A 26,730-nucleotide genomic window follows, 5' to 3' on the forward strand; every position below is an offset into this window, starting at 1 on the left:
CTCCCAATTATGAAGTTAGCCATTGTTTGTTATCCTACCTTTGGTGGAAGTGGAGTAGTGGCTACGATGTTGGGGACTGCCCTTGCAGAACGCGGTCATGAAGTACACTTTGTTACCTACAGCCAGCCCGTCCGATTGGAGCTACTGTCAAGAAATATTTATTTTCATGAAGTGAATGTGGAAGAATACCCACTCTTTCACTACCAGCCTTATGATCTTGCACTTTCCAGCATGCTGGTCAATGTGGTACAGGAACATGGCATCGAACTCCTGCATGTCCACTATGCCATTCCGCATGCCTATGCAGGTTATATGGCCCAGCAAATGCTCAAAGACTTAGGAATTCATCTTCCTATGGTTACAACTCTACACGGAACAGATATTACACTGGTAGGAAATCACCCAGTATATAAGCCTTCTGTGACTTTCAGTATCAACAACAGTGATGTGGTCACCTCAGTATCTGAAAGTCTTAAGCAGGATACTTTAAAGCTTTTTGATATTAAAAAACACATCGATGTAGTGCCCAACTTTATTGATATGTCTACTTATCAGTCGGAATTTAAAGATTGTGACCGTTCTGTCATGGCATTTCCACAAGAGCGTATCATTGCTCATATCAGTAATATGCGACCTGTAAAGCGCATTATGGATGTGGTCAAAATTTTTGAATTGGTGGAAAAGGAAGTGCCGTCTATTTTAATCATGGTCGGAGATGGGCCAGAACGCGCTGCTGCCGAGGAATACGGAAATAAAGTTGGATTGAGGCAAAAGATAAAATGGGTAGGGAACAGTAATGAAATTGATCGTATTCTTTGTTTTTCTGACCTTTTCCTATTGCCTTCTGAAAAGGAGAGTTTTGGACTGGCTGCACTGGAAGCCATGGCCAATCGTACTCCTGTTGTTTCCACCAACACTGGCGGACTTCCAGAGGTGAATGAAGACGGTGTGTCTGGTTATACTAGCCAAGTAGGGGCCATTGAAGAAATGGCACGATATGCGATCGACATCTTAAAGGAAGATAAAAATTTAAATAAGTTCAAGAATGCCGCTTTCGCGAAAGCGGAACAATATGACATCAAACACATAATACCTCAATATGAAAAACTTTATACCGACATGCTTGATCTTGCTCATTAGCCTGGCATCATGTTGTAGCCAAAAGGGAGCCAACGCTCAAGTGTCTAAGATTGATCAAGGAGAAATGATAGTACTAACGGATCAACATACAGGTCACGAGACCAAGGAAATTTTGGTCATTGACAACCAAACAGACCTCGAGAAAATCTACGATAGGATCAATGAGGGAAGGAGTCCGTCCTTAACATTGCCAACTGTAGATTTTGATCATCAATGTGTGATCGCCACCTTTTTAGGCACTAAAACCAGTGGGGGCTTCTCCATCAACGAAAAATATGAAGTATACACTGAAGACGGTATACGTTATGTTTTTGAAGCGGTGTCCCCTGCGCCCGATAGTCTAGTGACCACGGTTATGACTTCGCCGGGTATGTTGGTAGTAAGCAACCATCCTGCGTCCGAAGTGCAGGTGGAATGGAAGGAGTGATCCGGAAAAGAAAAAAAGTATAGGTATTCATCACACCGGAAATCTTATGTGGTACAACGCGGTCATCTGGTTAGCTATTGACCTTACTCAGATAGGCAAGAAGCTCCGACGCTATAGTAATAAATACAGACTGTCGGTACTGATAGTGTTGTCTGGTGTTATTTCTTTAGCACAATCCGATCCGGCAGAATACTTAAAGTTTATTGACGCGCAAAATGAACTGATTCATCGGTCTACCTGGAATTATATGCAGGAATACAGTTTAGATGTCAACCCGAATGCGTTAAAAGGAGCACGTAAACAATTGGAAAACCAACTCAAAGCTTCCTTGTCCAAAATCAGTCGTTCTAGAACACCAGATAAGGAGTTTACCAATCAGGCAATGACGTATGTTCAGGGAAATTTAGATTTGGTAGAAGGCGATCTTAAAAGTTTGCTGAAGGACAAAAATGCTGGAGATATAACGATTAATCAGCTTCAAATTTTACAACAATTGCGCAAGCGCATCCAACAAATCAGACAGAATTATGACCAAGCGGTCATTGACTACGGGCAGAAGTATGGTTTGAATTTAACTGAGAATGACTCCCGACTGGCACAAAATATGGCAGCCACTATACGAATTTATGATTATTACAATCAGCTGCAGTTGGTTTTCAAAGGATTACAGCAAGAGGAATACAATTTCTGGCAGGACATGAATAATAAGAGCTTGGTTTCTTATGACCAATCCATCCAAGAATTAAAAGCACATTTGGCATCTGTAAAGGTTGACAGCGCTCTGTTGGCGTATGAAGGGGATGGTAGGATGGGTATAGTGTTAGAGGAATATCATCAGTTTTTGACAAAGCAAGTTCAGGGAGGACTTGATCCGATCCGAGTGATTAAAAATGCTACTCCGGGAAATCTGACGGCTCAGACGGATGCTTATAATCAGAGCATTCACTGGGCAAACAGAACTAGAAAGAAGCTTTATGAACGGTGGAAGGTAGAAAGTAAGGAATTTTTGCGTAGAAAAATCTCTTCATTGATCTCCCTTTAACAGACTTTATTTTAATTTTAAGTCAATTCATTAAATGAAGGAGTTATCTTTAAAATAAAAATTATGAAATCTATAATATCGTATTTAAGTTTAATTGTAGTCTTTCTGGGTTTTCAGAATCTCCAGGCACAAGATCTTGATTTAATTGAGGCCAGTAAGAGTCAAAAGGACAGAGCACATTTAATCGTTACAAAACTTAATGACCAACTGTCATTAACTGAAAAGCAGTACATGTTGTTTCACGAAAAGCAAACAGAATTTATTGCTAAAAATGATGCCGTCATCAATAGTGATAGAACGCCAGATGAAGCCAATAAATTATTAAGAGCTTTTTACAAAGAACAATATCAAGAAATGGATGATATTTTGACTGAGCCACAGATGCAGGTATACAGAGAAATACGTCCAGTTACCGACCCCTTGATTACAGTGAGTAGATTACAAACTACCAATGAAAAAATGGATAACTAATTTTGATATAAGTCATTTTTTAAGGCCGTTCCATCAGGAGCGGCTTTTTATTTGATAGGGTTGCATTGATTGGGTCAAGATTTTATCTTTACGCTTCTTAATTAATATTTGAACCACAACTTATGGGTAGAGCATTTGAATTCAGAAAGGCCAGGAAGATGAAACGCTGGAGCGCCATGTCCAAAGCCTTTACAAGAATTGGTAAAGACATCGTGATTGCAGTAAAGGAGGGAGGTCCTGATCCAGACGCGAATGCAAGATTGAGAGCGGTGATCCAAAATGCCAAATCGGTCAACATGCCCAAGGCCAATGTGGAACGTGCGATTAAAAGAGCAACAGATAAAAACACGGCCAATTATGAAACCGTATTGTTTGAAGGATATGCACCACACGGAATTGCCGTACTGGTTGAAACATCCACCGATAACAACAATCGGACAGTGGCCAATGTGCGTAGTTACTTTAACAAATGTGATGGAAGTCTAGGAACCTCTGGATCCGTAGAATTCATGTTTGACCATAAATGTCATTTCCGTATTCCTGCTGGTGATCATGATTTGGAAGAGTTGGAATTGGAATTGATTGATTTTGGGGCCGAGGAACTTTTTCTGGATGAACGGGATGAAGAGGACGATAATTCAGTGGATGGTATCATGATTTATGCTGAATTCCAAAATTACGGAGCACTGCAAAAAGGCCTAGAAGAAATGGGTATCGAAATCTTAAGTAGTGATTTTGAATATATACCTACCGTTCAAAAGGAATTAAATGAGGAGCAAAGGGAAGATGTAGAAAAATTGATTGAAAAATTGGATGAGGATGATGATGTCAATAATGTTTATACAACCATGAAGGACGATTAATAAATGCATCTTGTAAAAATTTTAAGCATCAATTCTGGATTTAGTCTTAACTTTAAATGCTAATCATAAAAAATTTATATCATGGTAAAACAAAAATATCAAAGTGTCCTTGATCTGGGTGAAAAGTTAAATATCAAAGAAGGTGATGTTCAGGTAAAAGGAGACAGGCTGGAAATAAAGGGTACGGCCCATACACAATATGAAAAAGATTTGTTGTGGGATGAAATCAAAAGAGTAGGTGGCGAGAATCCGTCAGACCTCATGGCGGATATAAAAGTTGAAAATGATGCTTACTATACCAAGCACACTGTGGATAGTGGCGAATCCCTAAGTTTAATCGCCAAAAAGTATTATGGTGACCCAATGAAATACAAGCAAATATTTCAGGCCAATACTGACCAACTAAAAAATCCGGATTTGATACATCCAGGTCAAGAATTGATCATTCCAAATAAATAATAAAAATTATAATATCTTATCAAGGCCGTTTCAGAATTTTCTGCAACGGCTTTTTAATTGTATACATGTGAGTCAAAGTGGTAATTGTTTAACTAACAGCAATATTACGTGCTACTGACGTCATAAGCTTACCAGTGTATGATAAAATTGGTAAAGTATTTATTGAAAAAATACCAATAGACCCATTGTTTTAACGTAGTCCAACTGTGGCTTTATCGATGAAATGCGTAGTTGGTATGGTTGAAGTCTATTGTTTAATCGTAAATAAGTGTATTTCATCGATTTACCGATGAATAGGTGATTTAAACCTCTAGTAACCATAGCATCCAAGTAGTTTTGTATGGTCTATCATTCATATCAACCAGAATGTCATGAATACAAACTACTTAAACCAATTTATCTCACGTTCTTCTAAACATAGCGCTGGCTTCTTTTGCCAAACCTTGTTTTTATTCTTCGCGTTTGGTCTGCAAGCTCAGACCTATTGTGAGCCAGAGGCTAGGGATGAAGCAGATCTCTATATCAATCAGGTTGAATTTGCAGGTATGATTAATTCAGGGACTGGATACGCTCTGGGTTATCAAGATCATACCGCTCATATCGGCTATGTGCAGGAAAATGGCACAGTTACTTTTCAACTCACTGCTATCCCCTTAAATGCATGGCAAGTTGGAGAAACCGTATTTGGTATATTCATCGATTTAAACAGCGATGGCGACTTTACAGATACGGATGAAACCCTTGTTATTACCCCTTTGGGAGGTGAATCATATGCTTATACTTATACACTACCGGCGAGCATGGTTTCAGGTAACAATTATAGGGTTAGATTCAGGGCAGCTACCAGCTACCTGGGTGATTCTTGCGCTGACGAGCGTCGATCTGAAACGGAAGATTACCTTATTGGTGTAACGAGCGCAAGTGGGCCCAGTGCGATAGATGATAACTTTAGTGCAACAGCTAATTCCAATGGATCAGACAACACGTTGGATGTTTCTGCAAATGATTCATTCGGGCCTACTCATGGTAGTGATGGAGATGACTATTCCATAGCTTCAAGTCCGTTGACCACAGCAAATGGTGGATCAGTCGTAGAGACTACCGACGGGGTATTTGAATATACCCCAGGTGCAAACTTTGTAGGTATGGATACTTTTGCCTATACATTCTGCGATTCTGGAGGGAATTGTGCGAGCGCTACCGTATATCTGCTAGTTGATTTCGGAGCTTGTACTCCATCATCTAACTCTGGTGGTACGCATTACATTACTAGATTTCAATTGGGCGGTGAAACTACCAGTATTGATAATTCATCAGGAGATGATGGTGGATATGCTAATTTCACCGGCGTTACGCCTGCTGATGTTTACACAGGAGGAACCTATACCATGGACTTAGACACCCAAGGTGACAGGTCGGGTTGGGCGGCCTATATTGATTACAACAGGAATGGTGATTTTGGTGATCCCGGAGAGCAAATCTATGCAACCAATGGAGAAGAGGCTACTCCTTATGCTCCACGTTCTTTTACAGTACCTACAGGCCTCTCCTTTGGTAATAGAATTTTAAGGGTAGGTTCCAGACGGTACTGGTCTTCCAATGAACCCTGTGGTACCACCAGTGGGCATCCTGAAGAGTTTGAAGATTATATCGTTGAAGTTGCACTTGATCCATCAACTCCGCGAACAGCTTCTGTAACTGGGAATCTAAATACCATTAACGACGGAGATACCACTACATCATTTACGAATTTTACTGACTTTGGGGCAACAGATACGAGTTCTGGTACCCGTCAACGTACGTTTACGATAACTAACATTGGAGGGGCTGACCTTACATTGGGAACCAATCCAGTCATCTTTGCTGGTGGAGGTATTCCAGAATTCACAATTATTGCCGCCCCTGCTAGTGGGACCGTCATTCCATCAGGTGGTTCGGAGAGTTTTACGATTGAATTCAATCCATCCGCTGCGACTTTCTTTACTACAACCGTTAGGGTGAGGTCCAATTCATCTCCTAGTGGAACCAATAATTATGATTTTGCTATCAGTGGAGAAGGCGCCGAAATTTATCCAGATACCGATGGAGATGATGTTTCTGACAACGTGGATATAGATGATGATAATGATGGTATTACCGATACCGAAGAACAAAATTTATGTCTCGCTAATCCGCTGAGCAGCACAGCAGATATCATTTTCCTTAATGAAACCTTCGGTGCAGGTACCAATAAAGTGAGAATTGACGATGTTACTCCAGGAGTAAGTACGACTTATTGTTATGAAGATGGTACCACAGCTAGGGCTGCAGATGAATGCGACAATGATCAAAACTTAGGTGATGGTAAGTATGCTGTTCACTATTCCATCACCGACAACGATGGGAACACCGTAGTAGGAGCAAATACTGCCGATATTTCTGCATGGGCAGAGCGATTGTGGTATGACGGGCAAGATCATACCGTGGGCGATACAGATGGAAGAATGGCCATCTTTAATGCAAGCTTTGAACCTGGTACCTTTTATGAAACTGAAATCGTCGGAACAGTGCCCGGAGCACCCATATATTATGAATTTTGGGCAATCAATATTGACCGTGCGGATAGCGAATTTGATCCCAGCGAATTACCGCGTATACTTCCGAATGTGACCGTCAACTTCTTAAGCCTTGATAAAACTATCACCTATCATACCTTCAATGCGGGAGATATTCCACGATGTGATGGAGATCCTACCAATTCCTGTATTCAGTCGGATTGGATCAATAAAAATACCACGGTAGTCCTACCCTCAAGTGATTTTATCATTCAGTTGGTCAACAATGCTCCTGGAGGTTTTGGAAATGACTTGGCACTAGATGACATAAAAATTACACAACAGCTTTGTGACCTTGACCTTGACGGTGTGGCTGACGTTGTAGATTTAGACAATGATAATGACGGGATCCCCAATATTTACGAGATCGGTCAACCTGCCTCAGTGACTTCAATCGATGATAATCGTGATGCCACTTCTTTCAATGATAGTGGCTGGGTTGATACTAATGTTAACGGTATGCATGATGCCTATGAGTCATTTGCAGCTTTAGACTCTGATGGAGATGGCGTGGCTGATTATTTGGACCTTGATAGTGATAATGACGGAATCTTTGATGTGTTGGAATATGATGGCTATGGTGATCTCGATATCAGAGGTGACGGATGCGGTGATGGGACAGATCTTTACACCAACAGTGCCACCGATGAATCAGATGGCGATGGGATTCTAGCCATGTATGATTTAAACGATAATGACTCGGACAACGATGATCATGGAACTGCTGGATTTGTTTTACCCCAGGATTCTGATGGAGACGGTATTCCAGATTACCTGGATATTGATAGCAATGATGCTGCCGATGACCTTACCAATGGAAGCGATATAGACAATTCCTACTATGCTCACTTGGATTTAGATCATGACGGTAGAATAGATATTGGTACCGATGTAGATATGGACGGCGTTACGGATGGAACCTCCGATTTCGATACTGGATTGTTTGGTGCGCCGATTGACCTGGATACCGATCTTCATATGAATTTTGACGGGCGTAATGACTACGTTCAAGCCAGTATCAGTAGGTTGGCAGGATTATCATCCTTTACCGCCATGGCTTGGGTCAAGTTGGATGCTTCCTTTTCCAACACAGGAACTTTCCTAAGTGATTCTGGATTTGAGTTGAAAATTACACCTTCTCAAACCGTTCAATTGGTTTTGACGGATAACGCCAACAATACTTATACGCTAGAGAGTTTGGCGGCATTGACGATCAATAAATGGTTTAATATCGCTGTGATTTACGATAGCAATAACAACGAGGTAAACCTATATATCAATGGTGTAGAGGAAGCTACCGCCGTGACCTCTGGACTGCCAGTTCAATCCATCGGCGGACAAGTCCTTACGATCGGTAATTTAGCCGATGGATCCAATGAATATTTCCATGGTTCGATCGATGAGGTGAGACTATTTTCCAAAGCCATCGAGCACCAATCAATGACCCAAATGATGTATCAGGAAGTTGGCCTTTATGCAGGCGACCTCAAAGGAAAGCTGATCAATAGAACTTTTCAAGGAGTGGCCTGGACCGATCTCATATTGCACTACGATTTCCGGAAAAATGTATACGATCAGGTTTTTGACCAAAGTGCTGCAGGTATAGATGCGATCATGTACAACATCAAGAGTATTAAGTCTCAATCGGCTCCTTTACCCTATGAAACAGCACAGCCAGGTCTTTTGTCTGATCCTAGTACCTATGTGGAACCAGTCGTATGGCATCCTTCTGATCTAGCTGCCTATCCTTACGGTATACTTCATGTTAAACACGATGTCACTCTTCCGGTGAGTGCCCAGTCCTCAGGATTAATTATTGATGCTGGAGCGACCCTTACCATTCTGGACGGGAATGAAGGTAACAGTAAGTGGTATTTACTACTCAATGGAACAATTGACCTGTTGGGCGATGCACAAATTACCCAAACGGAAGCTAGTGAACTGGATGTCGTGAGTGTTGGAAAAATATTGAGAAGACAGGAAGGGAAAGGTGATGTGTATAGTTACAACTATTGGGCCTCTCCTGTAGGTGAATTATCAACTTTAAATAACAATACAGACTTTCACTTAGGAATGCTCAAAGATCCATTTGGAAATGTGCAGTTTACCAGTAGGGGAGTCATTACTCCTCCAGTGACACAGCCAGCCACGATAAGCGGTAGGTGGTTGTATCAATTTGTCAGCGGAAACTCCTACTTCGATTGGTTACCAATAGACCAAAATACACCCTTGAGTCCAGGAACAGGTTGGACCCAAAAAGGTGCTGGAGGAAGTCCGAACCAACAATATATTTTTGAAGGAAAACCCAACAACGGAGTGATCCAAATTCCGGTGACTACAGACGCCTATTCTTTGGTAGGTAACCCTTACCCTAGTGCCATCGATGCCAGACAATTCATTGTTGATAATGCAGGACTCATTGATGGAGCGGTTTATTTATGGGATCAATTCCGAGGAACGGATCATGTTCGTGCCAACTATGAAGGGGGTTATGCGACCATTACCCAACTGGCGACGACTAGAGGTTCGCAAATCGCTACAGGTGGAGCATTAGGCGGTCCTACACTTGGGACAGTAACTCCAACCTTCTTTTTGCCAGTGTCCCAGGGATTTTTTGTCAACCATACTGGAACAGGAAATTTGGAATTCAACAATGGTCAGCGCGTATTTAAGTTGGAAGCTGCTGGAGAAAGTATATTTACAGGTGCACCAGGAAGTTCGCAAGCTCAAGTGGATCGCTCAGACTACCAAGATCAAGAGGCCACTATCATAAGATTGGAATTGGAATCAGAAGTTGGAGAGAGTAAGGAAATTGTGCTCGGTTTTGACCAAAGATTTACAATGGGTGAGGATTATGGCTTTGATGGGCGTATGTACGATAATCCCAGAAGCTGGGACCTATACACCCAGTTTGGTGGACGTAACTATGTGATCAACGCATTACCTGAAATTCAACCCAATGCTCAGGTTCCCTTGATCATTCATGCAGAACAGCAATATCAGTATATACTTCGGGCTACTGAAATAGCTCAGATCGATGCAGGACAGATAGTGTTACTTCATGATAAGGATTTGAATGTTTACCACGACTTAAGGCAAGGTGATTATTTATTTCAAGTGCCCACAGATGGAAGGTTTGAGAATAGGTTTGAGGTCGTGTTTGAACAACCCTCTACTTTATCCAACGATGATTACATAGTCGACGGATTACAAATTTATTATGCCAGCCAGCAGGAATTACTATTTGTTGACCATGTGGAAGGAACTTTAGAAAAAGTTCAGTTGTATGATCTGTCGGGTAAGTTGTTGTACCGCTTTCGCGAAAGTGACATCCAAAACAGCTCCAACGGTATGAGGTTGCCTACGATCAGTAGTGGTATCTATCTTGTGGAAGTTCATGTAGACGGGCAGTCAACTACCCAAAAAATTATCAAGCCATAGCATATAAAATAAATATGAATAAATTTGACTCTGCCAAGTATGCTTGTACTGGCAGGGTTTTTATCTTTTCTACTTCAATCTAAACCAACAATAATGAAGAAAATTACCCTATTCCTTTTTATGTTTACCCTGATGCTTGCGTGGGCGCAGGATCCTGAAACCAATAGCCGAAACTGGTCAGTAACAAAACTGGCCAATGCTGATCAGTTGGTTTCTTACCCTAATGAAATTACATACGGTCCCGATGGTTGGTTGTGGATAACAGAACGTGCTTCCCACAACAATAATGAAAACAACAATGGTGAGCGTGTGGTAAGGGTCGATCCTACTAATGGTAATAAAACAGAAATGTTGGACCTGCACAATGATGTTTATAGTGCAGCAGGACAAGATGGGTTGATGGGTATGGCCATTCACCCTGATTTATATGCCGATGTGACCACCACCACCAACAATTATGTTTATCTGGCCTACACTTATGATGATGCACCGGGTGGTAATGTAGCCAGAAAGCTTCGTATTGCGAGATATACCTATGACAACGCAAATAATAACTTGGATCCCAACTCTGAGTTTGTGTTGATTGACAATATAGATGGAAGTAACGATCATAATTCTGGTCGTATGAAAATAGGGCCAGACCTAAAAATCTATTACACGGTAGGAGATTTAGGTTGGAACCAATTTGCCAACAAATGTCAGCGTATCCAGGCCCAGGCACTTCCCACTCAAAATGATGTGAATAACCAAAATTGGTATTCGTATAAAGGCAAAATTTTAAGAATGAATCTGGATGGATCCATTCCCGCAGATAATCCAGTATTTTATCCATTTACCGTAACGGATGCCAACCCAATACCGGACAACGCGGATACCAATCGCCCTGATAATGAAAAGGTACGTAGTCATATTTATACCTACGGGCATAGAAATGCTCAGGGTATCATATTTGATTCTGCCGGAAAACTATATTCTTCTGAACACGGTGACCGAGTGGATGATGAAGTAAATATTATTACTCCAGGAAAAAATTATGGATGGCCGCTTATTGTGGGACAACGTGATGCCCAGGCTTACAGTTACTGTATTAAGGCTTCGGACCCAAATGGTTGTACGACCGGCAGCAATGAATGTCCAGCGGGTTCTACCATACATCAGGAAGATGCTTTTCCAGAACCAGTTGATTTTCAAGGCCCCATTGCCACTTACGTAGACTTACCTGCCAGTGTGCCTACGGGTGACTTTTTAACTTGGCCTACAGTGGCTCCCTCCAGTATTGATGTTTATGAATCCGGTATCATTCCTTGGAATAAAAACATCATTGTCCCAACCTTGAAAAAAGGAACATTATACCGTTACGAACTGAGCACAGATGGGAACTCTGTGGCCAGTGAGTTGATCGAATTTCATTCGTCCAATGACCGGTATAGAGATGTGGCATTTTCACCAGATGGAAGTACAATTTATGCGGTAACAGACAGTGGAGGATCTACCTCTGGTCCATCAGGAACCACAAACGTAGGTGTGAGCAATCCAGGAGCTGTATTTAAAATTGAATACCAAAGTTTCCCAGAACCATCTAATCAAGTTACCGCTTTTACCGCTACTGGTGGCGCAGCCTCAGTAAACTTGAGCTGGACCGATGCCAGTGGAACCAATCAAGCAGATGGTTATTTGATCGCCGTCAGCACAACTCCAGGGAATTTCCCTACTTTGATTGATGGAACATCACTGTCAGACGACCTCGATTTGACGGACGGGAATGGGGTGATCAATATCAAAAACGGAGTGGAAAGCTATTTGCTTCAGAACCTAGATGAAGCTACCACCTATTATTTTGAAATTACGGCTTATGCCAACTTTGGTACTGATGTAGATTATTTGACTGGTACTCCAGCTCCTCAGGCTAACGCAGTTACTGAAGAGTCGCCAAAACTGTTCATCACAGAAGTGGTCAGCACTGGTGCAACTGCAGACCGTGCTTTTGTTGAAATCTATAACTTTGGTTCCCAGCCATTGGATTTGGCTGCCAACAACATTTATTTGGGGAGAGAACGTGCAGGCGGAAACCAATTTGATGTGGCCTTGACCGGAACAATCCAGCCAGGACAATATTTTGTTGCCGGGCGCAGTAATGCCCAGTTCAGTTCTGTATATGGAATGAATCCAGATGCCGAAGGGACGGATGATCTTTTTGGAGGAGATGGTGATGATCCATACATATTGACCGTAGGCAGTTTTGTGTCTGGCGGTCACCTTACGCTGGATATTTATGGAGAGATAGGTGTAGATGGGACGGGAGAAGCCTGGGAATATACTGATTCCAGAGCGGTACGCCGCAGGGAGGTAAGCCAGGGCAATGTGGTTTGGACTGCATCAGAATGGGATATCATAACTATTGCAGCTGCTGCTGAAACCACACCCAAAACTCCGGAAACTTATTCTTTTGTATATGATGCCGGAAACTGGTCTCCTTTTGATCCCAATGGTTTGAGTTTGCTGGTGGATAATGCACAAGTGATGAACGGAACAGCGACATTGACTGGTGCCATGGAAATCAATGACCTAACTATTGACGCCGGAGCTACCTTGAACTTTGCAGGTCAACAAATGACCTTGGCAGGGAACTTGACCAATAACGGTGATATCCAGGCATTGGATGCCATACTCGTGGTGGATGGAGTTACTGCACAAAACTTATCTGGTAACGATTTTGGGTTGGCTACGCTTGAAGTACGTAATGCAGTTACGGTGAATTCAACGATCAGCTTATATGAGCTGCTTACTATAAGCGCCGACCTTAGCGTTGATCCAGCTCATAATATTGTTCTGAAAAGTAATGATCAGGGCACCGCTTATATCTCTGAAATTTCGGCAGGTAATGTGACAGGTAATTTTAGGGTTGAGCAATATGTTCCTGCAAGGAGAGCATTTAGATTTTTGACTCCATCGGTCACCACTTCTGATTTTATTTCTGATAACTGGCAACAGGATACCCACATTACTGGATCGAATACAGGAGCCAATGGTTTTGATGCCACTGGAACAGGAAATGCCTCGATGTTTGGTTTTGACAACCTAAACGGAAACTGGACTGCCGTTGCCAACACGGATGCTACTATTTTAGAAGCTGGTAAGGCCTACCGTCTGATGGTAAGGGGAGACCGCAGCATTAATGTGAATGATAATAATGCTACCCCAGTAGCTACAACGCTCAATGCAACTGGTACTATTCTTACCGGTCCTCAGATTGTTTCCAACTTGAGTAATACCGCCAGCGGATTCAACTTTGTTGGAAATCCGTATCAGGCACCGATTGACATGCAATTGGTATTGGCGGGTTCAACAAATCAAAATACTTCGTTTATCTATTTATGGGATCCAGCCTTGAACGCGAGAGGAGCCTATGTCACTGTTGATGTTACGGATAACACCTCCAATAATATAGGAAGTTTATTGAACAAATATGTGCAACCAGGAACTTCTTTCTTTACCCAGACGTTGACCGATGCTGCTGCTTCTATCGCTTTCGCGGAAGCGCATAAATCCACAGATCAAGGAATCCTAAATACAGCACGAACTGCTAGTGTTAGCTCATTGATTGTTTCTCTATATGAAGACAGTGAGTTCCAAAACGGTAGTGGTCCTAGAGATGGTGTGGTAATGAAATATGGTGGACAGTATTCCAATGCCGTTACCGCAGAAGATGCGATAAAATTCAACAATTTGGACGAGACCATGGCATTAGTCAATGGCACAGATCATTTGAGTATTGAAAAAAGACAACCACCTGCAGATGGTGAGAGTACAGGATTAAACTTTGTGCGTTACCGCGGTATGCAGTACGTGTTACAGCTTCAATTGAACCAATTGGGTATTGGAGCACAACTATACGATGCACATACACAAAACTATACCCAACTCAATGAAGGTGTTAACAATTACTCATTTACTGTAGATCCACAGCAGGCAGGAAGCAACGATCCTGAGCGTTTTAGTATTCTTTATACCAATTCTACCTTGAGCGTAAATGAACCTGTAGTTAGTGGCTTTACATTGTATCCAAACCCTGTTGAGGATGGGGTGGTGCAATTAGGATTTGGTCAGCAAACTACCATACAACGCATTGAACTATTCCACAGTTCCGGACAATTGATCGGAACGACCAAAGTTCAAAATGCAGTTGATTCATGGAGCTATCGTTTACCACAGGGTGTGGCTACGGGGAATTACTTTATCAGAGTAGTCACTGACTTAGGAAGTGAAACCCAACAATTGATCGTCCGATAAGATTTAGCAATTGTTCTATTATAAAAACGGGTCCTCATGGGACCCGTTTTCTTTTAATGATTTTATCTTCTCGGCAAGTCGTCTTGCAGGTTCTTAAGCGGGAGTGATGATGAACCTGTCAGGTATTCATCTACATGGTGAGCCGCCTGTCGACCCTCAGAAATAGCCCAAACGATTAGCGATTGTCCTCTTCTCATATCTCCTGCGCTAAATATGCCTTCCATATTTGTCTTGTGATCGTTTACACTTGCTTTGACATTTCCTCTTGGGTCTTTTTGTAAGCCTAACTGATCGACCAGAGTAGCGTCAGGACCTGTAAAACCAAGGGCCAATAAGGCCATATCACATTCCCAGGTTTTCTCAGTATGGGGAATTTCTTTGAGTTGTTTGCGGTTGCTTCCAGGTTGGTCTACCCATTCTACTTCACAAGTCACCAACCCTGTCAGATTGCCTTTATCATCCCCAATAAATTCTTTGGTGCTGATACCAAATACTCGGTCTACACCCTCCTGATGCGAACTGCTCGTGCGCAATCTCATAGGCCAATAGGGCCAGGGCTGATCTTCAGGGCGCTCCGTCCCCGGTCGGGATAGAATTTCAAAATTGTAAACACTTGCAGCACCTTGTCGGTTTGAGGTTCCTATACAGTCTGAACCAGTGTCACCTCCACCGATCACGATGACTTTTTTACCAGTGGCTTCAATCAATTCCTCCCAGGCTTTTTTACCATCTACTCGTTCATTGTTTTGCTTCAAGAAGTCCATGGCTTGATAAATCCCTTTAAGGTGGGATCCTTTGATGGGAATGGATCGGCGTTGCGTGGAGCCGCCACAGAGTAGCAAGGCGTCGTGTTCTGTACGCAGTCTTTCTATACTGACGTTTTTACCGACGTGAGTATTTGTTTTAAAAACAATTCCTTCTTTTGTTAGAATGTCTAGCCTTCTGTCAATGATGTCTTTTTGCAATTTAAAATCAGGGATGCCGTAGCGAAGTAAACCACCTATCTTTTCATCTCTCTCATATACGGTTACTAAATGACCGGCCCGATTCAGCTGTTGTGCGGCCGCTAGACCAGCTGGTCCTGAACCAATAATTCCAACGGATTTGCCAGTCCGTTGGATAGGCGGCTCAGGCTGTATCCATCCCTCTTCAAAAGCTTTCTCGGCAATATTTTTTTCTATGTTCTCAATGCTGACGGGATCCTCATTGATGCCCAGCACACATGATTCTTCACAAGGGGCAGGACATAGTCTACCCGTAAATTCAGGGAAATTATTAGTGCGATGGAGAATTTGGGCAGCTTCTTTCCATTTTCCTCGGTACACCATATCGTTAAAGTCTGGAATCAAATTTCCCAGTGGGCATCCACTATGGCAAAACGGGATTCCACAATCCATACATCGACCGCCCTGCTTTTTGAGTTCGCTCTCCTCTAAGGGTACGGTAAATTCTTTATAATGTTGAAGTCTTTCTGCTACGGGTAAGTAGGACTCATCTTTTCTTTTATATTCCAAAAAGCCTGTTGTTTTTCCCATTTCTGTTTTGATTTTGGATTATACGGTTTGTTCTTCAGCTAGTTTTAACAAAGCTTGTCGGTATTCTTCTGGTAAAACTTTGATAAAATGATGGACTTCACGTTCCCAATTTTCCAGTAAGCGTTGCGCCAATTTACTGTAGGTAGCGTTATAATGTTCTTCCACCATTTCTTTTAATAATTGCAAGTCTTCTTCTTGCTGAACTGGGCCAAAATTGAGCCCTTCGCTATTTGACTTGCGTTGTAATTCAGAGGAAGGGTCATATACATAAGCTATACCACCACTCATCCCTGCGCCGAAATTGCGACCAACACTACCTAAGATAACAACTGTGCCTCCAGTCATATATTCACATCCATGATCACCAATTCCTTCTACCACAGCCTGTGCTCCTGAATTACGCACACAAAAGCGCTCGCCAGCCTTACCGTTGATAAAGGCTTTTCCGCTGGTAGCACCATATAAGGCAACGTTACCTATAATAACATTTTCCTCTGGAACAAAAGTGGATTCCATAGGAACCTTAACAATGATTTTGGCTCCAGATAAACCTTTACCTAAATAATCATTAGTATTTCCTGAAACACTTAAGGTCAATCCCTTGGCTGCAAAAGCTCCAAAACTTTGTCCAGCACTACCGGTGAAATTCAATTTAAGCGTGTTCTCAGGTAAACCATTCGCGCCATAAATTTTAGAGATTTCATTGCTTAGTATGGTACCTACTGCACGATCCTCATTGGTGATTTTAAAGTCGAGACTGGTCTTTTCTTTTCTAAAGAGCGCTGGATGTGCTTTGGAAATTATTTTAAAGTCCAGGGATTTTTCAAGATCGTGATTTTGCTTGGTTGTGTTTCTTATGGATACGCCTTGAGGTGCCTTGACTTGATGAAGGATGGGACTCAAATCCAATCCCATCGCTTTGTATTGCTTGATGCTTTGGCTGCGATCCAGCTTTTGTACCTGACCAATCATCTCGTCCATAGTCCTGAAACCTAATTGTGCCATGATCTCACGAACTTCTTGCGCCACGAAGTACATAAAGTTGACTACATGTTCGGGCTTACCTTTGAATTTTTTACGTAATTCAGGGTTTTGGGTAGCTATACCTACTGGACAAGTATTCAAATGACACACTCGCATCATGATACACCCAGAAGCTACCAGAGGCGCCGTTGCAAAACCAAATTCTTCTGCTCCCAACAAGGCAGCCACTGCGACATCTCTTCCTGTTTTGAGTTGACCATCACATTCAAGGACCACGCGATCCCTTAAATCGTTCATGACTAAAGTTTGCTGGGCTTCTGCCAGACCAAGTTCCCAGGGCAAACCTGTATGTTTTAAACTGGTTAGTGGAGCGGCTCCAGTACCTCCATCATGTCCTGAAATCAAGATGACATCGGCTTTGGCTTTGGCGACCCCAGCGGCCACCGTTCCTACACCTACTTCTGATACCAACTTGACGTTGATACGCGCCTCTCTATTGGCAGATTTCAAATCATAGATCAACTGTGACAAGTCTTCTATACTGTAGATGTCGTGATGCGGTGGGGGAGAGATCAAACCAACATAAGGAGTTGAGTTTCGTGTCTTGGCAATTTCCGGATTTACTTTCGGTCCTGGAAGGTGTCCGCCTTCACCCGGCTTGGCGCCTTGGGCCATTTTTATTTGTATTTCGGAGGCATTGGTCAGATAATTGGAGGTCACCCCAAATCGGCCAGAGGCAACTTGTTTGATCGAACTGTTTTTCCAGTCTCCGTTAACATCCTTATAAAAACGTTGCTGATTCTCACCACCTTCTCCAGAATTACTCTTCCCGCCGATTCTATTCATAGCGATGGCGAGATTTTCATGGGCTTCTTGGGAGATCGATCCATACGACATTGCACCGGTTTTAAATCTTTTAACAATTTCGGTCCAGGGTTCTACCTCCTCAATATCGATGGGGTCAAAATTGGTAAATTCAAACAATCCTCTGATGGTCATGAGTTGCTTTTGCTGCTCATTAACCATTTGCGCATACTCTTTATAAACTACAGGTTTATTGGAACGCACGGACTCCTGTAATTTGGCAATACTCAAAGGGTTAAAGAGGTGACCAGCACCATTTCTCCTCCAGCGATACTCACCGCCTATTTCGAGATCCATGGCAGAGGGTTCAGTAGCAGCGATACTCGAATCTTCTTTTACATTTGTTGGTGGTGTCGCTTTCGCGAAAGCTTTATGGTATCTCTTGTTGATATCTTGCTCTATTTCATGAAGACCTATGCCTTCAAGTCTAGTGACCGTTCGAGGGAAATACTTGTCCACCACTTTGGAATTGATACCTATACATTCAAACAATTGCGAACTTCGGTAGGAGTTTAAGGTAGAGATACCGATTTTATTCATGACTTTTAGCACACCTTTTCCAATTGCGGCATTAAAGTTTTGAATGGCGGATTCCACCTCGTCAACCTCCAGATCACTAAAGCGTTCTTCAATGATTTCGTTGACCATGTAAGGGTTGATAGCGCTAGCTCCGTAGCCAAATAATAAAGCAAAATGATGTACCTCCCTAGGTTCTGCGCTCTCAATAATGATACTGAATTGAGATCGTTTTCCTAATTTGAGCAGTCCGTTGCTGACATAAGAGCAGGCCAGCAATGCTGGAATAGGTGCCATATTTCTATTGGCTTCTCTGTCGGTGAGAATGATGATGTTAGTTCCTGCATCCACAGCTTTTGCCGCTTCAGTAAGTAAGCTATCTAATGCATTTTCCAATCCGTTATGTCCTTTATCAATTGGATAGACCATTGATACGGTTGAAATGTTGAAGTGGGGATGATCAAAATTCTTGATCTTGTCCAGGTCCTGCTTTGAAATGACAGGGTTTTGAATCTTCAGCTTGCGACAATGCTCAGGAAGCATTTTAAATATATTATGATCGCTACCTAAGGTCAGACTGATGTCAGTAATTAATTTTTCCCGGATTCCATCTAGAGGCGGATTGGTCACTTGGGCAAATAGCTGTTTGAAGTAATTATAAACGAGCTGGGTTCGGTCTGAAATGGCTGCGATCGGTGCATCATTTCCCATTGATCCTATAGGTTCCTTTCCTTGTTGAGCCATAGGTAGAATGATACGATCAATTTCTTCCTGCGTATAGCCAAACATCATCTGACGGGCGATCAGTGATTCCTGATTGTAAAAAACCGGACACTCATTATAAGGGATATTCTTTAAATGAACCATGTTTTCCTCAAGCCATTCCTGGTAAGGATGCCCAGCGGCAATTCTGTTTTTTATTTCTTCATCGTTCACAATTCGTCCTTCAACCATGTCCACGAGAAACATTTTACCTGGTTCTAATCGGCCGTGAAACTCTACATCCGCAGGGTCGATTTCTACGACACCGGTTTCAGAAGACATGATAACATAGCCCTTTTTTGTCACCGTATAGCGCGAGGGTCGTAGTCCATTTCTGTCGAGAACAGCGCCTATATAATCCCCATCCGTAAACGGAATAGATGCAGGTCCATCCCATGGTTCCATCAAACAACTGTTGTATTCGTAAAAAGCTTTCTTTGCCGCTGTCATGTCTGAATTCTTTTCCCAGGCTTCGGGCACCAGCATCATCATCACCTCAGGCAAACTACGACCTGTCATCAATAAGAGTTCGACTACCATATCCATGCTAGCAGAATCTGACTTGTGAGGTAAAACGATAGGCAACACCTTTTTAAGGTCATCACCCAACCAATCGCTTTGCATCAACTCTTCCCGAGAATACATTCTGGCTACATTACCTCTCAACGTGTTGATTTCTCCATTATGACACATATACCTGAAGGGTTGTGCGAGGTCCCAAGTAGGGAAGGTATTGGTTGAAAAACGCTGGTGGACTAGAGCCAGACGAGTCACCAAACGGTCATCCAGCAAGTCTCTATAAAATAGTTTAATATCTTTAGGTCTGAGCAGACCTTTATATATAATGACCTTGGTAGAAAAGCTAGGCAGGTAAAAAAATGAGCTTTCAGAGAGTTTGGAAGAATAAATCAAGTGCTCGGCGCTCTTTCTGGCCATAAATAACTTACGATCAAAATCGATTTGATTTTTATGTACATCGGGGCCGGTCACAAAGATTTGTTTCACAAAGGGTTGGGAAACTTTGGCAATGTCACCTAACACGGATTCATCTATAGGTACATCACGCCATCCCAAGAGTTCGATTCCTTGAAGTTGTAATTGTTCTTCAAAGACTTGAATGCAATATTTGCGCTGGTTTTCTTTGAGCGGCAGAAATACATTACTAACGGCATAAGCTCCAGCTTCAGGTAGGTCAAATTCGCACTTGCTTTGAAAAAAGCTGTGAGGAATATCAATTAGAATCCCGGCACCATCTCCAGTGCGTCCATCGGCGCTCACGGCGCCTCTATGTTCCAGTTTTTCTAATATCTGGAGCGCTTTGTGAATGATATCATTGGACTTGACACCGTTGAGGCTACATATGAAACCTGCACCGCAGTTGTCATGTTCAAATTCTGGTAAGTAAAGACCCTGTTTTTTTAATGTCATGGCAGCATGATTTAGGATATAATAATGGCTTGGTTTGTACTAAATATACTTTTCTATTATTCCCATTCCAAATGCGCGGATCATTTTTACGAGTATCCAATTTTAATGTGGTTATCATTGCCAGATTCTGAAAATACACGATCTCAATTGCGAAATTCAAAACAATCAGAAATGTTAATAATGCAATAAAATGAATTTTTCCTTCAATATAATCATGAAAAAAAGCCTTTTCTACTGACTAAACAACCAAATTTTCCTCGATGAACTGATAATCTCGTATTCTAAATGTTAAGTTAAAATTAAAAAAAGCATATATTTTTTACAGACCCCTATTTTTTATAGGGGTCATTTTGATAATAACATAAAAATGATATATTTGACCTTAATAAAATAGGGGTGTGATTTATTTTTTGATAGGTTTACATCATCAAATCAATCAAAAACCTATTTTATGAAAACTCTATTTTCCTTCTGTATGATTCTTTTGGCCATGACTGCATTTGCACAACAAGAAGAAAACACTGAAAAGAAAACATTCACCTTGTCGGGTAGTGTCGATGTCTACGCTAGACAGAATCTCACAGGACCTAATGGTGAAGATGCCATTGCCCCCAATACCTCATTTGCCAATTTGAATGGCTTTGCCTTAGGCATGGCTAACGTTGTTGGTTCATTTGAAAGCAAAAATGGTAAAGTTGGTGCCGTTGCCGATCTGGTCTTTGGCCCAAGGGGAGAGGATGCTACCTTTTTGTCTCCTGAGTTGCGACCTGGTGGTAGTTCAAATATTTTAAACCAACTATATGTATACTGGAATGTTAGTGAAACGACCACGCTTACCTTTGGTAATTTCAATACCTTCTTAGGTTATGAAGTCATTTCACCGACCGGAAATTTCAATTATAGCACTTCCTATATGTTTTCTTTTGGTCCATTTTCCCATACAGGAATAAAAGCCGATTTCAGTTTATCAGATGATTTTGCTATCATGGCAGGAATTTTTAATAATACCGATGCCACCGAGTTCAATCCTGATAATGATTACACAGTCGGAACACAATTGGCTTACAAGAGTACTTTTCTCAATTTTCTTTACGGTAAACAAGGAGGAAATACTGAGGCTACTTTCCAGGTAGACCTTACCACTGGGTATGACTTGAGTGACAGCTTTTATTTAGGACTCAATGCCACTTACAATACAACTGATGATGCCGCTTTTTACGGAGTTGCTTTATATCCACAGTACGCGTTAAGTGATGCTTTTAAATTAGGTCTTAGAGGAGAGTACTTTGCCGAGACTGAGGAAGGCGTACTCGCCATCGGTGGCTATGATGAATCAGGAGATGCCTCGGTGATTGCTTTAACCCTTACTGGAAGCTATGAAATCGAAGACTTTACCATTAAACCAGAAATAAGAATTGACAGCACGAGTGAGGATACCTTCCTAGACGCTGATCTGGAACCTGCCGATTCGCTCGCTTCTTTTCTGGTGGCAGCCATCTATAAATTTTAATTAAACCAATGTAAAAATGAAAAAAATCGAAGCCATTATCAGAAAATCTAAGTTTTCGGCAGTAAAGAAAGCCCTGCATGCCGTTGACGTGAATTTCTTTTCCTATTGGGATGTTACCGGTTTGGGAAATGAAAAAAAAGGCTCAGTGTACAGAGGCGTATCCTATAGTACAAGCGATATTCAACGCAGATACCTATCCATTGTGGTGACAGATGAATTTGAGGAACAAACTGTCAACGCCATTCTTGAATCTGCGCGTACAGGAGATGTGGGTGATGGAAAAATATTTGTCTCTACTATCGAGGAAAGCTACAGAATAAGAACTGGCGAAAAAGGCAAAGACACCCTCAAATAACCTACACCTCAATTCAATCAATCTTTATCAACCTAGAAAACTATTATCATTATGAATGAAGTACAAAAAGAAGCACTGGATGCTGCCCTTGCCTTGAAAGGAGACATGGGTGCCTTATGGATCACGCTTTGTGCCATCCTGGTATTTTTTATGCAGGCTGGATTCACCCTTGTAGAGGTTGGATTTACCAGGGCCAAAAACGCTGGGAATATTATTATGAAAAACGTCATGGACTTAGCTATTGGCTCCATCATGTTTTTTACCGTTGGTTATGCATTTATGTATGGCGACATTGTTGTGGCAGGTGGGTTTATGAGATTCAGCAGTGAAGAACAGGGCTATTTTCTCTTTCACGCAACCGATTGGTATAACTTGTTCTTTCAAACAGTATTCTGTGCCACCGCAGCTACCATTGTATCTGGTGCTGTAGCCGGACGTACAAAATTTTCAACCTACCTGATCTTTTCAGCGGTACTGACCACCATCATCTATCCCATATCAGGAAGTTGGTATTGGCCCTTCGATGAAAATGCTTGGTTAAATGAATTAGGCTTTATAGATTTTGCAGGTTCTTCAGTGGTACATGCAGTAGGTGGTGGAGCCGCGTTGGTGGCTGCAAAACTAGTTGGCCCTAGAATCGGCAAGTACGTAGACGGAAAGGTAAATGTAATCCCTGGACACAATATGCTTTACGGTGCCTTGGGAGTCTTAATACTTTGGTTGGGCTGGTTTGGATTCAATGGTGGATCTCAATTGGCCTGGGGAGGCGATGATACCATCGCTGCTGGTAGCGTGATCATCAACACTAATCTTGCCGCAGCTATTGGAGCAATGGCAGCACTGGCTTATACCTGGTTGAGATATGGGCAGGCTGATTTGTCCATGACCTTGAATGGTGGTCTTGCCGGGTTGGTGGGTATCACCGCTGGATGTGGCGCAGTCAGCGCGATCGGCGCTATTTGTATTGGTCTGATTTGCGGTATCGTGGTCGTGATGTCTATTGAATTCCTCGATAAAAAATTACGAATCGACGATCCAGTAGGAGCGATCTCTGTTCATGGAACCTGCGGATTCCTTGGAACCGTACTAGTAGGAGTATTTGCGCTGGAAGGCGGATTGATCTCTGGTGATGGTTTCAAACTCTTAGGAGTGCAAGCCTTAGGATCTTTGTCCTACATCGGTTGGGCAGTGGTTACAAGTTTCGTGCTATTGTTTGTGCTGAAAAAGACCATTGGTCTGCGAGTAAGTGCCAAAGAAGAGGAAGAAGGTCTGGATATGCACGAGCACGGTGTGAATATCTATGCCGAGGACTAATATCAACCCAAACTAAAACGTCTAAAATAAAATCCGCCGTAATGGCGGATTTTTTATTGGTAAGTCATCAGGTTATTTAAAGAGCTAGAAATAACAATTCTGGTCTCTCGGTCATTAGAAAGTTGCTTTCTAGGCAGCCTCCCTTTTTTCAAATCAACCTGGCTGTAGTCTATTTAAAAAGATCCATACCAGGAATGTTAGGCATACCGTCTTTGGCTACGGCAGCCACTTCCGTATCATGTATGTTTTCGGCTCGATCCAGTGCTTTGTTCATCACACTGATCAAATAATCTTCCAACTGATCTTTGTCTTCCAATAGGCTATCATCTATTTCTACATTTTTTACCTGGCGATTGGCTGTGAGGGTGATTTTAAGCAAGCCATCGCTACTTTGCTCTTGCACCATTACCGTATCCATGCGCTTCTTGGTGGCTTCAACCTTTTCCTGTGTCTCCTTGAGTTTTCCCATCATACCCATCATATCTCCAAACATATCTTTCGTTTTTTTGTTTATCATTCATGTGTTCGGCAATCAGGGGCAGGAAACTTTGAGTTGCTCCGCTACCTAAATGCCATTTCTGTGTCCGCTTTCGCGAAAGCGAAACAAAAATAAGTCTCTTAGGACAATGACGGCAAATAGACTACCTATTTTATATCTTGCACCGCTGAAAAACTAAGTTTTATGGCCCACCAAGCTCCAATTGCCAAAAAGATTGCTCATGTTCACGATGCCCACGACCACCAACGCATCGATTATTATCACTGGATGAGTGAGCGTGATGCCCCAGAAGTTATCCGCCACTTAGAAAACGAAAATGAGTACTATGAGGCCATGACCGCACATACAGCCGACTTAAAAAATAAGCTGTTTGAAGAAATCAAGGGTCGTTTAAAGGAAGATGATCAATCGGTTCCCTATCTACTCAATGGATATTGGTATTTCAGCAGGATGGAAATAGGGGAAAGCTATCCCTATTATTATAGACGCCAGGACGGAACCCAGCACGAAGAATTGTTGTTCAATGTCAATGAGATGGCTCAGGGTCATGATTACTATAAGCTTACCGGTATGAATGTTTCGCCCGATAATAAAATGGTAGCATTTGGTATCGATCAAATCGGGAGACGAGAATATCAACTTTTTGTTAAGGACCTAACCACTGGTGATATCTTGCCACATTCACTGAAAGGTACAACTGGAGGATCTGTATGGGCTAATGACAACAAAACGCTGTTCTTTACCCGCAAGGACCCTCAAACTTTGCGAGCTAATCAGATTTTTAGATATCAAATACATCGACCAGCCGAAACCAATGAGTTGATCTATGAGGAAAAGGATGAGACCTTTAACTGCTTTATATATAAAACGCTTTCGGAGGAATATATCATGATCAAGTCCTCAGCTACGCTTTCAGATGAAGTCAGATTTATCAAAGCTGATCAGCCTGGTGCGGCATTTCAATTGGTTCAGGAGCGGCAGCCAGAAATTGAATATAGTGTATCTCATTATCAGGATCATTTTTACCTGATGACCAATAAAGATGGGGCGACCAACTTTAAAATCATGCGTACACTTTGCAGTACACCAGAAATGGAAAATTGGGAAGAAGTGATCGCTCATGATCCAGAGGTGTTGCTGGAGGATTTTGACATTTTTGAGAAATATTTTGTGGTTTCAGATAGGTTCAATGGGCTCAATCGAATCCGAATCAAGGCTTGGGATGGTACCGTAGACTATTTCTTGCCCTTCAGCAACGAAACCTATACCGCTTATACCAGTGCCAATTTTCAGTTCAAAACCAATAAGCTTAGGTATAGTTATAATTCCATGACATTGCCTCCATCGGTGATCGAATTTGACATGGAGACGCGAGAGGAAATAATTTTAAAAACACAACCTATAGAAGACCCTGACTTTGATCCAGATAATTACCATTCTGAACGGGTCTGGGCAACAGCTGAAGATGGTGCCAAAATACCGATCAGTCTGGTTTACCGAAAGGATAGAAGGGTGGAAGGTGGCAACCCACTCTTACAATATGGTTATGGTAGTTATGGAAGTACGATAGATCCTTATTTTTCCATTTCGAGGTTAAGTCTGCTGGATCGCGGATTCATATTTGCCATTGCGCATGTGAGGGGTGGAGAATACCTGGGAAGGGAATGGTACGAACATGGGAAAATGTTTCACAAACGCAACACATTCACCGATTTTATTGCCTGTAGTCGGCACTTAATTACCCAGGGCTATACCACTGCACCTCATTTATATGCCTCGGGCGGTTCGGCTGGAGGTTTATTAATGGGAGCGATCATAAATATGGCACCCAGGCTGTATAATGGTATTTTGAGCGCTGTCCCATTTGTAGATGTGGTGACGACCATGCTGGATGATAGTATACCACTTACTACTGGAGAATATGACGAATGGGGGAATCCGCACCAAAAAGATAGTTATGAGTATATGCTTGGTTATTCGCCCTATGACCAAATTAAGGAACAAGATTATCCACATATATTCTGTACGACCGGTTATCATGATTCACAGGTGCAATATTGGGAGCCTGCCAAATGGGTTGCGAAACTAAGGGAATTAAAAAAAGACAATCATTTGTTGTTGTTTAAAACCGACATGAGTAGCGGTCACAGTGGCGCCTCCGGCCGGTATGAAGCATTAAAAGAAGTGGCGCAGGACTTTGCCTTTCTGCTGGATCTGGAAAAGATCACTACCTAGA

15 protein-coding genes are annotated in these 26,730 nt (G+C 42.1%); 12 read left to right on the forward strand and 3 right to left on the reverse strand.

From position 1 onward, the window contains the following. The first annotated feature begins 9 nt into the window (after nt 1-9). From bshA to EGM47_RS13905, 8 genes are all read left to right on the forward strand, one after another. Nucleotides 10-1,140: an N-acetyl-alpha-D-glucosaminyl L-malate synthase BshA gene (gene bshA, locus EGM47_RS13870; protein WP_124981425.1), complete on the forward strand. Its 1,131-nt coding sequence runs from the start codon at nt 10-12 to the stop codon at nt 1,138-1,140. Then, nucleotides 1,100-1,567, forward strand: coding sequence for a protease complex subunit PrcB family protein (locus EGM47_RS13875; protein WP_124981426.1), 468 nt, complete (start codon nt 1,100-1,102; stop codon nt 1,565-1,567). The genes bshA and EGM47_RS13875 overlap by 41 nt, the downstream gene beginning before the upstream one ends. A 46-nt stretch (nt 1,568-1,613) precedes the next feature. Next, complete coding sequence (locus tag EGM47_RS13880; RefSeq protein WP_124981427.1) at nt 1,614-2,609, forward strand: hypothetical protein; 996 nt, start codon at nt 1,614-1,616, stop codon at nt 2,607-2,609. 63 nt (nt 2,610-2,672) lie between these two features. Further along, a complete protein-coding gene (locus tag EGM47_RS13885) occupies nt 2,673-3,080 on the forward strand; it encodes a hypothetical protein (RefSeq protein WP_124981428.1) in 408 nt (135 codons plus the stop codon). Nucleotides 3,081-3,202: 122 nt separating this feature from the next. Further along, on the forward strand, nt 3,203-3,943 hold the full coding sequence (locus tag EGM47_RS13890; RefSeq protein WP_124981429.1) for a YebC/PmpR family DNA-binding transcriptional regulator: 741 nt from the start codon (nt 3,203-3,205) through the stop codon (nt 3,941-3,943). Between the two features lie 81 nt (nt 3,944-4,024). Further along, entirely contained in the window at nt 4,025-4,402 is a 378-nt protein-coding gene (locus EGM47_RS13895; protein ID WP_206052179.1) for a LysM peptidoglycan-binding domain-containing protein, read from the forward strand. 371 nt (nt 4,403-4,773) lie between these two features. Then, nucleotides 4,774-10,437 carry a LamG-like jellyroll fold domain-containing protein gene (locus EGM47_RS13900; protein ID WP_124981431.1) on the forward strand — a complete coding sequence of 1,888 codons (5,664 nt, stop codon included), beginning with the start codon at nt 4,774-4,776 and terminating at the stop codon, nt 10,435-10,437. A 93-nt stretch (nt 10,438-10,530) separates the two neighbouring features. Beyond that, nucleotides 10,531-14,727 carry a PQQ-dependent sugar dehydrogenase gene (locus EGM47_RS13905; protein WP_164510902.1) on the forward strand — a complete coding sequence of 1,399 codons (4,197 nt, stop codon included), beginning with the start codon at nt 10,531-10,533 and terminating at the stop codon, nt 14,725-14,727. Nucleotides 14,728-14,789: 62 nt separating this feature from the next. Here EGM47_RS13905 and EGM47_RS13910 read toward each other — a convergent pair whose 3' ends face one another. Continuing rightward, nucleotides 14,790-16,262, reverse strand: a complete 1,473-nt coding sequence (locus tag EGM47_RS13910; RefSeq protein WP_124981433.1) for a glutamate synthase subunit beta — start codon at nt 16,260-16,262, stop codon at nt 14,790-14,792. Between the two features lie 18 nt (nt 16,263-16,280). Further along, a complete protein-coding gene (gltB, locus tag EGM47_RS13915; RefSeq protein WP_124981434.1) occupies nt 16,281-20,816 on the reverse strand; it encodes a glutamate synthase large subunit in 4,536 nt (1,511 codons plus the stop codon). 451 nt (nt 20,817-21,267) lie between these two features. Here gltB and EGM47_RS13920 point away from each other — a divergent pair, with 451 nt between their 5' ends. The 3 genes from EGM47_RS13920 to EGM47_RS13930 are packed head-to-tail and all read left to right on the forward strand — an operon-like array spanning nt 21,268 to nt 23,995. Beyond that, a complete protein-coding gene (locus EGM47_RS13920) occupies nt 21,268-22,326 on the forward strand; it encodes a porin (RefSeq protein ID WP_124981435.1) in 1,059 nt (352 codons plus the stop codon). Between the two features lie 16 nt (nt 22,327-22,342). Continuing rightward, the gene (locus EGM47_RS13925; protein WP_124981436.1) at nt 22,343-22,681 is read left to right on the forward strand and encodes a P-II family nitrogen regulator; all 339 of its coding nucleotides are present in this window, start codon (nt 22,343-22,345) and stop codon (nt 22,679-22,681) included. Nucleotides 22,682-22,732: 51 nt separating this feature from the next. After that, the gene (locus EGM47_RS13930) at nt 22,733-23,995 is read left to right on the forward strand and encodes an ammonium transporter (protein WP_124981437.1); all 1,263 of its coding nucleotides are present in this window, start codon (nt 22,733-22,735) and stop codon (nt 23,993-23,995) included. A gap of 169 nt (nt 23,996-24,164) precedes the next feature. Here the strand turns inward: EGM47_RS13930 and EGM47_RS13935 are convergent, their stop codons facing one another. Next, a complete protein-coding gene (locus tag EGM47_RS13935; RefSeq protein ID WP_124981438.1) occupies nt 24,165-24,488 on the reverse strand; it encodes a YbaB/EbfC family nucleoid-associated protein in 324 nt (107 codons plus the stop codon). Between the two features lie 189 nt (nt 24,489-24,677). On the opposite strand from EGM47_RS13935, the gene EGM47_RS13940 reads away from it, so the two are divergent. Then, complete coding sequence (locus EGM47_RS13940; RefSeq protein WP_124981439.1) at nt 24,678-26,729, forward strand: S9 family peptidase; 2,052 nt, start codon at nt 24,678-24,680, stop codon at nt 26,727-26,729. Nucleotide 26,730: the final 1 nt, after the last annotated feature.

It is taken from the genome of Nonlabens xiamenensis (assembly GCF_003865345.1).
Classification (GTDB): domain Bacteria; phylum Bacteroidota; class Bacteroidia; order Flavobacteriales; family Flavobacteriaceae; genus Nonlabens; species Nonlabens xiamenensis.

Excerpts from the sequence above, each read along its gene's own strand:
- bshA (WP_124981425.1), top strand. The coding sequence starts at position 10 with ATGAAGTTAGCCATTGTTTGTTATCCTACCTTTGGTGGAAGTGGAGTA.
- EGM47_RS13875 (WP_124981426.1), top strand. The coding sequence starts at position 1,100 with ATGAAAAACTTTATACCGACATGCTTGATCTTGCTCATTAGCCTGGCA.
- EGM47_RS13880 (WP_124981427.1), top strand. The coding sequence starts at position 1,614 with ATGTGGTACAACGCGGTCATCTGGTTAGCTATTGACCTTACTCAGATA.
- EGM47_RS13885 (WP_124981428.1), top strand. The coding sequence starts at position 2,673 with ATGAAATCTATAATATCGTATTTAAGTTTAATTGTAGTCTTTCTGGGT.
- EGM47_RS13890 (WP_124981429.1), top strand. The coding sequence starts at position 3,203 with ATGGGTAGAGCATTTGAATTCAGAAAGGCCAGGAAGATGAAACGCTGG.
- EGM47_RS13895 (WP_206052179.1), top strand. The coding sequence starts at position 4,025 with ATGGTAAAACAAAAATATCAAAGTGTCCTTGATCTGGGTGAAAAGTTA.
- EGM47_RS13900 (WP_124981431.1), top strand. The coding sequence starts at position 4,774 with ATGAATACAAACTACTTAAACCAATTTATCTCACGTTCTTCTAAACAT.
- EGM47_RS13905 (WP_164510902.1), top strand. The coding sequence starts at position 10,531 with ATGAAGAAAATTACCCTATTCCTTTTTATGTTTACCCTGATGCTTGCG.
- EGM47_RS13910 (WP_124981433.1), bottom strand. The coding sequence starts at position 16,262 with ATGGGAAAAACAACAGGCTTTTTGGAATATAAAAGAAAAGATGAGTCC.
- gltB (WP_124981434.1), bottom strand. The coding sequence starts at position 20,816 with ATGACATTAAAAAAACAGGGTCTTTACTTACCAGAATTTGAACATGAC.
- EGM47_RS13920 (WP_124981435.1), top strand. The coding sequence starts at position 21,268 with ATGAAAACTCTATTTTCCTTCTGTATGATTCTTTTGGCCATGACTGCA.
- EGM47_RS13925 (WP_124981436.1), top strand. The coding sequence starts at position 22,343 with ATGAAAAAAATCGAAGCCATTATCAGAAAATCTAAGTTTTCGGCAGTA.
- EGM47_RS13930 (WP_124981437.1), top strand. The coding sequence starts at position 22,733 with ATGAATGAAGTACAAAAAGAAGCACTGGATGCTGCCCTTGCCTTGAAA.
- EGM47_RS13935 (WP_124981438.1), bottom strand. The coding sequence starts at position 24,488 with ATGTTTGGAGATATGATGGGTATGATGGGAAAACTCAAGGAGACACAG.
- EGM47_RS13940 (WP_124981439.1), top strand. The coding sequence starts at position 24,678 with ATGGCCCACCAAGCTCCAATTGCCAAAAAGATTGCTCATGTTCACGAT.